Annotated in this window: 11 protein-coding genes and 1 riboswitch; of the genes, 7 read left to right on the top strand and 4 right to left on the bottom strand. The window is 56.2% G+C overall.

Annotated features, from left to right (window positions below; translation table 11 throughout):
- From IGS51_RS05870 to IGS51_RS05855, 4 genes are all read left to right on the top strand, one after another.
- Positions 1 to 313 (top strand): ABC transporter C-terminal domain-containing protein (locus IGS51_RS05870; RefSeq protein ID WP_297077100.1); only part of this gene is annotated, 313 nt, incomplete at its 5' end.
- A gap of 333 nt (positions 314 to 646) precedes the next feature.
- Positions 647 to 865: riboswitch (cobalamin riboswitch) on the top strand.
- 701 nt (positions 866 to 1,566) lie between these two features.
- On the top strand, positions 1,567 to 2,052 hold the full coding sequence (locus IGS51_RS05865; protein ID WP_297077098.1) for a hypothetical protein: 486 nt from the start codon (positions 1,567 to 1,569) through the stop codon (positions 2,050 to 2,052).
- Between the two features lie 68 nt (positions 2,053 to 2,120).
- Positions 2,121 to 2,948, top strand: a complete 828-nt coding sequence (locus IGS51_RS05860; RefSeq protein WP_297077096.1) for a fatty acid desaturase — start codon at positions 2,121 to 2,123, stop codon at positions 2,946 to 2,948.
- A gap of 264 nt (positions 2,949 to 3,212) precedes the next feature.
- Positions 3,213 to 4,520: a cyclopropane-fatty-acyl-phospholipid synthase family protein gene (locus IGS51_RS05855; protein ID WP_297077092.1), complete on the top strand. Its 1,308-nt coding sequence runs from the start codon at positions 3,213 to 3,215 to the stop codon at positions 4,518 to 4,520.
- A gap of 120 nt (positions 4,521 to 4,640) precedes the next feature.
- On the opposite strand, the gene IGS51_RS05850 is transcribed toward IGS51_RS05855, so the two are convergent.
- On the bottom strand, positions 4,641 to 5,294 hold the full coding sequence (locus tag IGS51_RS05850; protein WP_297077090.1) for a DUF3611 family protein: 654 nt from the start codon (positions 5,292 to 5,294) through the stop codon (positions 4,641 to 4,643).
- Between the two features lie 343 nt (positions 5,295 to 5,637).
- Here IGS51_RS05850 and IGS51_RS05845 point away from each other — a divergent pair, with 343 nt between their 5' ends.
- Positions 5,638 to 5,898, top strand: a complete 261-nt coding sequence (locus IGS51_RS05845; protein WP_297077087.1) for a hypothetical protein — start codon at positions 5,638 to 5,640, stop codon at positions 5,896 to 5,898.
- The gene (locus IGS51_RS05840; protein WP_297077084.1) at positions 5,891 to 6,310 is read left to right on the top strand and encodes a hypothetical protein; all 420 of its coding nucleotides are present in this window, start codon (positions 5,891 to 5,893) and stop codon (positions 6,308 to 6,310) included. The genes IGS51_RS05845 and IGS51_RS05840 overlap by 8 nt, the downstream gene beginning before the upstream one ends.
- A gap of 98 nt (positions 6,311 to 6,408) precedes the next feature.
- On the opposite strand, the gene IGS51_RS05835 is transcribed toward IGS51_RS05840, so the two are convergent.
- From IGS51_RS05835 to IGS51_RS05825, 3 genes are all read right to left on the bottom strand, one after another.
- On the bottom strand, positions 6,409 to 7,218 hold the full coding sequence (locus tag IGS51_RS05835) for a type II CAAX endopeptidase family protein (RefSeq protein ID WP_297077081.1): 810 nt from the start codon (positions 7,216 to 7,218) through the stop codon (positions 6,409 to 6,411).
- 30 nt (positions 7,219 to 7,248) lie between these two features.
- Entirely contained in the window at positions 7,249 to 8,361 is a 1,113-nt protein-coding gene (locus IGS51_RS05830; protein ID WP_172356972.1) for a peptidylprolyl isomerase, read from the bottom strand.
- A gap of 143 nt (positions 8,362 to 8,504) precedes the next feature.
- Positions 8,505 to 10,274 (bottom strand): glycosyltransferase family 39 protein, encoded by a 1,770-nt coding sequence (locus IGS51_RS05825; RefSeq protein ID WP_297077080.1) that lies wholly within the window; start codon positions 10,272 to 10,274, stop codon positions 8,505 to 8,507.
- Between the two features lie 89 nt (positions 10,275 to 10,363).
- On the opposite strand from IGS51_RS05825, the gene IGS51_RS05820 reads away from it, so the two are divergent.
- Positions 10,364 to 10,577: hypothetical protein (locus IGS51_RS05820; protein WP_297077076.1), on the top strand; the 214-nt coding region annotated here is incomplete at its 3' end.

Genomic DNA, 10,577 nt, shown 5'->3' with positions numbered 1-10,577 from the left:
CAAGGCAGCCGCCAAAGCCGAACCCAAAGTGGCATCCAACGCAGAACCCCAGCCCACTGGCGGCAGTCCTCCCAGCCCCACCGCCACCAAACCGCGCAAGCTATCTTTCAAAGAAAAGCGGGAATATGAAACCCTGGAGACTCGCATTCCTGCGCTAGAAGCAGAGCGAGAACAACTGGAGCAGCGGCTTTACGGCGACTCCCCCGCAGACTTTACCGAAATGCAGCATCTCACCGAAAAGCTAGCCAGCCTGACCGCCGAAATTGATGCTGCCACAGAGCGCTGGCTAGAGCTAGCCGAACTGGCAGATTAAGTAAGAAAAGATAAGCTTGGATAAGCTCCAGGTGTGGATTTGGACAAGTGCAAAGAACACACTAGCAGAGCATTTGAAGAAGACCCTTTGAATATCCTATGAAATGCCAATGAAATGCCAATGGCACTAGAGCGCGATCGCCCCTGCAAAAGCCTTCAGAACACCTTTAGAACACCTTAAGAATGCCTCCAAGACGCTATCCCTAGCGTCGTGCTAGAGCTAAGCCATGCTATGCTCTAGGGTGGAGTTTGCTTGAAACCGTGTTTCCCAATTCTCTCCAGATGGACTGCATTTCTGATGGATTCCACTGGTTCGATTTGAGAAAAAACGCGCAACCAGCTACTCTGCTTCGGTTCTAGTGGGGAGCAGCCACTAGACGCAAGGGGGAAAGTTCGGTGAAAATCCGACGCTGTCCCGCAACTGTGATGAGCATACCCGCGCAAGGATGCTGGTCTACCTGCTTGCTGATTGGGTAAGTTTGGGTGGCCCGAGGCTGAATCTTGAGCGTGTCATCTCTGAGTCAGGATGCCCGCCGATAGCTCAATGTTCTGATTCATCTGCGAGGCATAGATGACTTCAAATTTAAGGTTTATGGAGGCGATCCGGGGCGATCGCCCAGTTCGCTTTTCTGCTTTCGGGCGGTTCTGTCTTCTGAAATATGTGAGCCAAACGTAGCAGGTTTACCAAGTTTGCAACGGATGAAATCAAGGGCGCTCACCTAATTCCTTCAGGTGAGCATATTGTTGAGGCACTTCACAAAATGCTTCACCAGTCGAGTGAAAAACTTGGCAAAGTTTGTGTGTCTTTTTTTGTGTTTTTGAGGACTGAAGGTGGAATATCTTCTGAACCTCTCCGTCCTTAGAGGAGGAGCCTTCTACCCTGTTTTCCTCTGTAAGGATCGCTCCAAAAATGTGCTTGAAAATTCTTTTCTAAAATCCCGTCTGCGTACTGGTTTGTGGAAAAGAGCGGCTCAAGTTGCAGTCTTGTATTGGCGCTGACGCAGTGATTCAGTCTTGCATGAACTCGCCTCCATAGAGTCATGGCAATCTCATCCATTGACATGAAGTATGTCCCTTTTTTGAAACGCCCAATCTGGGCAATTTTCACAAAAGATGAATCTTCTGAACTCAAGAAAATTGGGAATTGCAAATTTCCAGAAAGAAGCTTAGAAACCTTGCCTGGAAATTTCTTGAAAACCTGTGTCGGCGCGATTAATGGTTTGACTTTATTTTGAGTGTTTGATGAGAAGCCGCATGAATACGAAGGATTGTGTTTGGCAGGGCCTGTTGGGCTACTGGCAAAACTTGTTTATTCACCAAAATATGCTGGCGCTGGGCTATCGGGCCTGGCATGGCTATATCAGCCAAGGGCGCGGGCTGCTGGCCTGTCGGGTGGCGATCGCCCATCCCCACACAGTGGATTGGAGTGTCGAAACGGTGCCTTTTTCGATGCAGTTTATTGCTCAGGCAGCGGTGCCAGAGTTTCTGCGATCGCTGGCAGCGGAAGGTCGGTCAATCCAGCCAGACTTTCTGGACGAAGCGGCGATCGCCCGGCTAATGGAGGCGATCGCCCAGCATGACCCGACCCAATCCATCGTGCTGCTGATTGAGAACAACGGCACGGTCGATATCAACCTGCTTCAGCATTTGGCAATTTCTCCCGCCGACTGTCATCGCCAGGTCGAGCAGCGCCGAGCCGAGTTTCCGCCCCACATTACGGCGTTTTATTCGATGGATTAGCCAGCCGATTCTCCGCCGCCGATTTCTCTCAATTTTCCTTATCGACACAAGCCAGGAGTTTATTTCGCATGACCGATGCCCATTTCAACGTGCCGCGTCCCCGCTGGGACGTGATCAGCTTCACTCTGTTTTTGCACCTGACTGCTTTGCTGGCCTTTGTTCCTGCCTTTTTTAGCTGGTCGGCCGTGGCGCTGGCGGTGTTCTTGCATTTCATCACCATCGGGCTGGGCATTTCCCTGGGCTTCCATCGCCTCGCCACCCACCGCAGCCTCAAGGTGCCACAATGGCTAGAGTACTTTCTCATCATCTGCGGCACACTGGCGGGCCAGGGCGCAGTCAAGGGCTGGGTCGGCTATCACCGGATGCACCACCTGCATTCCGACGAGGCCAGCGACCCCCACGACTCTAGCCTGGGCTTTTGGTGGTGCCACATCGGCTGGCTGATGCATCAAGTGCCGAGCCAGCCTCAGCTTGCCCGCTACACCAAAGACATCGCCAACGACCCGGTGTATCGCTTTTGCCATCGCAACTACATCTGGATGCAGGTAGCGCTGGCGGTGCTGCTCTACGCGCTGGGCGGGATGCCGTTCCTGGTGTGGGGGATTTTTGTGCGACTGTTTGTGGGCTTCCACAGCACTTTCTTTGTCAACAGCGCCTGCCACATGGTGGGCTATCGGACGTATCAGACGGGCGATCGCGCGACAAACTGCTGGTGGGTGGCGCTGCTCACCTTTGGCGAAGGCTGGCACAATAACCACCATGCGTTCCAGGCCTCGGCTCAGTTTGGGCAGCGTTGGTGGGAGATTGACGTGGCCTGGCTGGTGATTCGCGCCCTGCAAGTGGTGGGGCTGGCGACTCAGGTAAAAACCATGCCCGCTTTCAAAGCGAATCAATAGGATAGAACTGACGCAGCTATTAACCTGGCAATATTTGACTGCACGTTCCGAACCACCCTCATCCCCCAAACCCTTCTCCCGCAGCAGAAGGGGAACCAAATTCAGAACCCCTCTCCCTTGGGAGAGGGACAGGGGTGAGGGTGGCGGAATATGGCAAATGGATAGCTATCTTCCGGAGTTACGCCTAGAAAAACGTTACTAAAGGCTCCTGAGATTCCTATTGGCTTACTCCCTCTCATCAATATTTTTCTCACAGGTATTTGTATGACAAAACCCGTTTCTTCGGTCGAACGGCAGACCTCGCAGCCAGATGCAGCGACTCGTTCAGACGCGACAGGGGCGATCGCCGACTGGAGCAAGCTGCCCAGCGGAGAGCGCTATCTCTACCAGCTTTTTAGCCTGATCGACGCGGCCGACTTCACCGTGGTCAATCCGGCGGGGCAAGAGTTTCGCTTTGGGCAGGCGGGCGCGTCAGAGCCGCTGCGGTTGATCATCCACCATCCCGGCACCTACGATCGCGTCTTGTCCTTTGGCACGCTGGGCTTTTGCGAAGCCTACATGGACGGCTGGTGGGACGAGGCGAATAACAATTTGGTGGAACTGATTGGGCTGTTTTATCGCAATAATGTTTACTCCAAAGCCAGCAACAAGGTGACGCTGCCACTGCTGTTTAAGGTGCTGACCCAGCGCTTGAAAACGGTGCCTGTGTTAATCCAAAACAGCCGCAAAAATGTGCAGCATCACTACGACCTGGGCAACGACTTTTATCAGCAGTTTCTCGACCCGACGCTCACCTATTCCTGTGGCTATCGCCGCCAAGAGAGCGACTCGCTGGAAACCATGCAGTTGCAAAAATATGAGCTAATTTGCAAAAAGCTGGGGCTAAAAGCTGGCGAAACCCTGGTGGATATTGGCTGCGGCTGGGGCGGCATGTTGATCTATGCGGCGGAGCGCTACGGCGTGTCGGGGACGGGCATCACCCTCAGCGTAGAGCAGGCCAAGCTGGCGCAAGCGCGGATCGAGCAGCGGGGATTGGGCGATCGCATCAAAATTGAAATCGCCGACTACCGCGAGTTTCACGGACAATTCGACAAGTTCGTCAGCATCGGCATGTTTGAGCATGTCGGCAAGGGCAGCTTTGCCACCTTTATGCAGCAGGCCAATGCGCTGCTGAAGCCGGCCGGAGTCGGGCTGCTGCACACCATCGTCACCCAGAGCAACGAGCGCAACGGAGCCTGGGTGGACAAGTACATCTTCCCTGGCGGCTATGCGCCCCAACTGCATGAGCTGACCCAGGAGCTATGGGCCGCCAAGCTCTCTGTCGCCCACTGCGAAAACCTCAAGCCCCACTATGCCGAAACGATGAAGCGCTGGACCGAAAACCTCATCCGCAACCGAGACACTATCGCCGCCTTGGGCGACACCTACGACGAGAAATTTCTGCGAATGTGGTGTCTCTACCTGCAATCCTTTGAGGCCTCGTTTCGCTACGGCAGTCTGCATGTCTATCAACTGCTGTTCTACAAGGGCAAGTCCTGGCTGCTGCCTATGCCGCTCGATTTTAGCTGGTGATGATTGTGCAGTGGGGTTTGCTTAGCTCAGTTTGGGCGATGACGGTAGCCTGAAAGTCGGGCGATCGCCCAAATTCCGCCAAGTCATCGGCTCGACACCAAGGACCAACACCAAACGTGTCTAGCTGCGGCTCATCACGCGCAGCAGCCAGAGCGAGGCGACAATGCCGATAAAGTGCGCCATGTTGATGTTGGTCGTCGCCAGCACCAGCAGCATATCCAGCGGATTCACAAAGCGGGCGGCGCTGCCCGAAAAAATGGCAAACCCCTGGGCCGATGCCTTGATCACCAGCGACCCGATAATAGCCTGTGCGCCCAGAAACGTGAGCAGCATTCCTGCCAGATTGATCATCAGCCCCACGCGCAAAAGCTGAAATGCCTCGCCGCGCTTGGGGCGCACCCGCGTATCGGCGGTCTGGAGGCGGCGGCCCAGTCGGGCATAGCGAAAGGCCCAGAAGACGCTGGCGGCTAGGGCAATCAGCCCCAGCGTCGAGAAAAATGCACCCGTGCCTGTTTCGGTCGAGGTGGGCGAGGGCATACCGGGGGCCGTGGTGGTGGTGGCGGCGGTCAGCCCGAAACTCGCAAAAATCAGCGACCCAGCCGAGATTACCCCCGGCACAAGCTGTGCCCAAAAGCTGATCCAGCCCGTGCGCCGAAACGCCAGCGCCACTCGCTGCACCGCAGGCGGCAAGCTGTAGGAAGATTCGATGCGGCTAGACTGGCTTGGTCGGCTAGATCGGCTGGAGATGGGGCGATCGCTATAGCTTTCTGGCATGTCTGGGCGGGGGTAAGGGTGTCCCTGGGGTTTCGTCTATTGTATCGGGTGGGTGGGGTGATGAGGAGATGCGGTAGCGGGGAGGATTATTTATTAAAGATATTTGGAAGATTGTTGGACAGCTAAATTCCCCAGTTTGGGCATTCCTTCAGTCACACCTATATTGGCAAACATTGGCAAAGGTTGAGAGGACAACTCCTAGCAACTCCAGGTTGGGCAGGGCTATGATGATAGCTGTTTCGAGTTCAAGGCTTGATTCGTAATTGGATTGGTAATGAGACGATCTGCTCGATCAGACTTTTCTAAAACTCAGCCTTGTTAAACCAGTATTTTTCTAACAGCCATGCCTCTTACTGAATTGCTTCCTGTAGTCAGTCAACTTTCTCATCAGGACAAGCTACGTCTGATTCATTTTCTCTTACTTGCAGTTGCTAAAGAGGAAGGCTATGAACTACAGCCAACTGAGACTCAAGCTCAAGAAAACTTATTATTGCAACAGTTAGAAGCTACTGAGGCGGTTGTATGGTCGCCCTATGGTGCTCATGGAGCCGCTCAAACTCTCTCAGAACTTTTAGCGGCGGCAAGGCAAGAGGACAATGCTTGATGGCCAGCGATTTCCTTTCATTGAGCGCACCAACAGCGCAGGGCTGTCTAGTGTAATGCCTTATCTGCCAATCATGCTGAGCTACCGAGGTCGTTCTGTAGAAATGATGGCTTTGCTGGACACTGGTGCAAGCGTCAATGTATTGCCCTATAGAGTGGGCTTGCAGTTAGGAGCCATCTGGGAAGAACAAACAGTACCCATCCAGTTGAGCGGCAACTTGGCTCAGATGGAAGCGCGAGGGTTGGTGCTATCAGCAACAGTGGCTAATTTTTCCTCAGTTTTGCTGGCATTTGCTTGGACACAATCGAGAGAAGCTCCGTTGATTTTGGGGCACATGAACTTTTTTGCAGAATTTGACGTGTGTTTCTATCGTGCTGACCTTGCCTTCGAGTTGCATCCGAGAGCAAAGTAGCATCATCCAATTCAGCCAGCCGTCCAATATGCGTTGGTTTGGTCGGTATGGAGGCTATCTGTGTATCTATGCTCGGTGTTATTTTCCACCACACAACTTTACCGATGGAAAACGCGCGATCGCACGCTGAGCGCCAGCCCGCCCAGGCAGAGAAACCCCAGTACCCCGGCCAGGGGATTTTGATTAATGCCCGTCATCCATTCGGGTGCTTGCCCGGTGTAGCGAATCAACGCGCCGACATTCACCAGATAATAGCCCCAGACCATGCCGCCGTGTAGCCCGATCGACAGGCCCAGTCGCCCGGTCTGCCGCTTCGCCCACACCAGCAGCAGCCCCAGCAGCACCAGCCCAAAAAACTGGGGCGCGGTAGCCACCACCTCATTTAGCGGGCGGATAAAGTGCAACACGGCAAAGGTCAGCGCGTTGACCCAAAGCGCTGTACGGGGGGCATAGTCGCGCTCCAGTTCATCCAGCAGCCAGCCGCGAAAGACGGCTTCTTCCGCCAGCCCATAGCCCAGACCCACCCCCAGCCCTTCCAGCAAAAGGCGCGGAATAGGAACGGCAGGCGATCGCCAGGTTGCCCAGCCCAACCCGTTCATGAGGACAAATAAAAACAGGAGGCTGCAAAAGCCCATGCCCAGACCTTGCAGCAGTTCTCGACCCATTGCCCGCGTCCCCACCAGACCATAGGGCGCGAACCCGCCCCGCCGCCCATAGACCCAGCGCCCCCACGCCCACAGCAGCCCAAAAAACAGCCCAAACAGCACGGGCATTACCAAAATGCTGATGGTATTTGCGTCGTCCACAAGGGCATAGACCAGCGCGACGTAGGGCAGCCATAGGCCCAACAGCACCAGCAGCAGACAGCCAATGCGGAGCGGAACGGGGAGGTGGGCGAGGCGGCGCAAGGGGAGGTTTCGGCCCGGCGGGCTGGGGGATTACGGTTCTACCAAATTCTCTAAGCCCGAAATCACTTTCATCGACTGGATCGCGTCACCTGCCTTCAGTTTTTCCAGCACTTCTTTGCCTTCGACGACGTAGCCGAAGATGGAGTAGCGGCCGTCTAGCAGGTTTAGCCCAGCAGGGGTGAGTTCGGGTTCAAACAGGAAGAAGAAGAACTGAGAGGAGCCACCGTTGGGGTCGCTGTCGGGGTGGGCCATGCCGAGGGCACCAAAGGCAGAGAAAGGCAGCACGGGCTGATCTAGATAGCGCCCCGCGTCCTCCAGCGTAATGCCGTAGGTGGGGGCTTTGTCGCCCTGCACCATCACTTCCAGGGGAATCTTGCGCTCTTGCTTGGTTTTGGGGTCAATGAAGCCGTCTTCGGGCCCTGGCGGATCGCCAATTTGCAGCACGTAAAAGTCTTCAGCGCGGGTGAACTTTAGCCCGTCGTAGAAACCACGCTGGACGAGATCGACAAAGTTGCCTGCTGTGACCGGAGCATTGTAGCCATCCACCACGGCCACCATATCGCCCTTGTCGGTTTTGATGCTGATGGTGGCACGTCCCTTGAGCTGGGGCAGGTTGCTGTATTCTTCCGGCACTTCGTAGGGAAACTGGGCGACCATGAGTTCTTCGAGCTGCCCCACCATGTCGAGCAGTTCGGAGCGTTTTTCCCACAGGGCAGCTTTGTTGTTTTCTTCAACGGCACTCCGCATGGCGTTGATGCCCATTTCTAGCTGGGTAATCAGCAGCCCAGCCGCCGCTTGGCGATCGGCTGGCACGCTGGCCAGCAGTTCCTTTTGCTTCGTGTTTAAAATTCGCTCCATCTGCGACAGCTTGGGGTTGATAGCGTTGAGGCTGGTGCGGCTGATGCGGAGGGGTGTAGACAAATCTTCGAGCAGCGTTTGCAACTGGCGCACGGGCTTGTTGCTGATCGGCAGGGCGTAGCGCAAAATGGCGCGGCCGTCGGTGATGGCGTTGCCCTGGGGGAGGGCGATCGCCGCCAGGTTGCTATGGGCGGCTCCCCATCCCACCAGCAGCAGCGTCATGAGCAGAGAAACGGCTCCGGCCTTTAGCCAGCGGGTGAAGGAACGCTTGGGCAGTTGAATCATGGTTCTGCAAGAGCAACAACAGGAATCGGCTTCCTGTCTGATTTTGCCATAGCGCGGGCCGCGTGGCGGGGTTGAATTGGGGAGCAGGGGAGGGGGATGGATACACCCCACAAAAACGCCATCATGTCATTCCGCCATCCCACTCAGCGACAGCGATACAGGTCGTAGCTATAGCCATTGATCCAGATTTTGCGAATCTCCTGCGCGGTGCAGTCCGGCTGGTTCACGTTTTCAGAAGCGTGCCAGTTGACGAGCCACAGGTCGAACGGGCGCGGCACCTGATTTAGCACCTGGTTTAGCGTGGCAGCGGGGGTTAACGAGTTCTTTTCGCCGTGCGCCAGGATAAACCGGGGCAGCGTGTAGGGGCTGGCATCGGGCGCAAGCAAGAACTCGCGGGCAAGCCCCATCATTTCGCCCGTCTGCACATGGGTTTGGTGGTCGGTGGCGACGAGGATGGGGGCTTCGGTGTATTGCCGCATCTGGGCCGCCAGTTGCTCAGGTCGGTAATACTTTTCATAGCCCAGGTTCACTGCCACCGAGAGGGCGCTGAGAAAACCCAGAAATAGGATAGCCAAAACCGCCGTTTTCCCTGTTTTGGGAAACTGGTGGCGGGGGGCATACCAGCGGCGCGAAGTCCAGGGAGGCGGTGTCGTTGCCTCATCGACCAAGCTGCCTCGGTTCCACAGCGCCGCCAATGCCATGCCCAGCAGCGCCAGCACCGCCGGAAAGTAGATGAAGTTGTAGCGTGCGCCCCGCGTCACGTCGCGCCCCAGCCCGTAGGTAATCACCGTCATCACGGCGATGCCGCCCAGCACCAGCCCACCCAGCAGCACCACCGCCCAGCGCGTTTGGGGATTGGCAAGCAGCATTTTGAAACTGCGAACCAGCAGCGGCACAACCCATATGAGAAAGGCAATCATAACCACGGCCGCTACGGCCGCCAGCGGCAAAAAGTCTGACTCTAGCGGCAGCAAGATTACCATCACGACCCAAGCCGCAAGGAACTGAAAAACGGGGTTTAGCCACATTAATAGGTCGCTGCGGTCGTAAAAGATCCACTCGGTGAGGGGGCTGGTTTGCGAGTTGGCCAGTTCGGGCAGCCAGACGAGGCAGGCCGCAAGAGAGAGGAAGGCAACCGCAAGGAGTTGGGGATCGAGAAAGGATGAGATGGGGTGAGCGTGGCGGCGGGCAGGAGACTGGAAGCGCCAGAAGAAGAGGAGGGCGATCGCCTCACTCAGCAAACTCAGCATGACAAAGTAGTGAACCGCTACACCCAGCGCATTTACCGCCACCCACCCAGCACACAGCCAGAGCGGAATCGGCTGTCTTGCCTGCATCTTGCGGACAGCAACCACCAGACAGCAGAAAGACAGCGTAATCAGCAGCAGTGCCAGCGTGTAGTGGCGGGCATCCTGCGCCAGAAATACTGCATAGGGCGACACCGCATACAGAATGGCAGATAGATTCGCCGCCAAGCGCGATCGCCCCGCCAGCCAGCCCAGCCCGTAGATGGCAGGAACCGTGAGGATGGCAAACACCACCGAGAGCGATCGCCCCACCCACACACTGACAATCCCCTGCGGCAGCGCCGGAAACAGCTTTAGCCAGAAATGCGACAGCAAAAAATACATCGGCGGGTGCGTACTCTCGCTCATGAGATAGCGCACCACGTCCTGCGGCGTGCCCTCTGGCTCCAGGCGCAGCGGCGACAGCAGTCCCTCCGACGAAATCACCTGATCCAGCGGCACCGTGCGAAAACTGTGCCCCAGGCTAAACACCAGCGTCGAAAACTCATCCGTCCAAGGCGGCTTGCTGCTCAAATACGCAAACCGCACCAACGCCGCCAGCGCCATCCACAAGAGCAGCAGCGCCCAAGGGCGGCCTGCAAACCAATCTCTTAGCCCTTTACTCACACCACAAATGGGAAATCGACAAGTCTTTAGGCTAGCAGGAGGAAGGGATGGATCGAACGAAAGAGAGGGCTTGATGAGGGATAGAAGCAGTGGGCCGGTGGAGATGGAACGAAATGCGCGATCGCCCCCTGCCGCCCCTGCAATACGAAGCGACCCCTCAGCAGACCAGAACGGCCCGCCATCACAAAGGGTTCACCTATGCCCAAGAGCCTGCAATTACGAATCGACCCCTCAGCACAATCAGAACACCCTTAGGAGGGGGTGTGGGGGACGCTTCGTCCCCTGCAAAAGGGGGTTTGGGGG

It is taken from the genome of Thermoleptolyngbya sp. M55_K2018_002, assembly GCF_015295965.1.
Classification (GTDB): Bacteria; Cyanobacteriota; Cyanobacteriia; order Elainellales; family Elainellaceae; genus Thermoleptolyngbya; species Thermoleptolyngbya sichuanensis.
This window is presented reverse-complemented; position numbering and strand designations above follow the sequence as displayed.

Coding starts and splice junctions, on each gene's coding strand:
- IGS51_RS05865 (WP_297077098.1), top strand. CDS start 1,567: ATGAATACGAAGGATTGTGTTTGGCAGGGCCTGTTGGGCTACTGGCAA.
- IGS51_RS05860 (WP_297077096.1), top strand. CDS start 2,121: ATGACCGATGCCCATTTCAACGTGCCGCGTCCCCGCTGGGACGTGATC.
- IGS51_RS05855 (WP_297077092.1), top strand. CDS start 3,213: ATGACAAAACCCGTTTCTTCGGTCGAACGGCAGACCTCGCAGCCAGAT.
- IGS51_RS05850 (WP_297077090.1), bottom strand. CDS start 5,294: ATGCCAGAAAGCTATAGCGATCGCCCCATCTCCAGCCGATCTAGCCGA.
- IGS51_RS05845 (WP_297077087.1), top strand. CDS start 5,638: ATGCCTCTTACTGAATTGCTTCCTGTAGTCAGTCAACTTTCTCATCAG.
- IGS51_RS05840 (WP_297077084.1), top strand. CDS start 5,891: ATGCTTGATGGCCAGCGATTTCCTTTCATTGAGCGCACCAACAGCGCA.
- IGS51_RS05830 (WP_172356972.1), bottom strand. CDS start 8,361: ATGATTCAACTGCCCAAGCGTTCCTTCACCCGCTGGCTAAAGGCCGGA.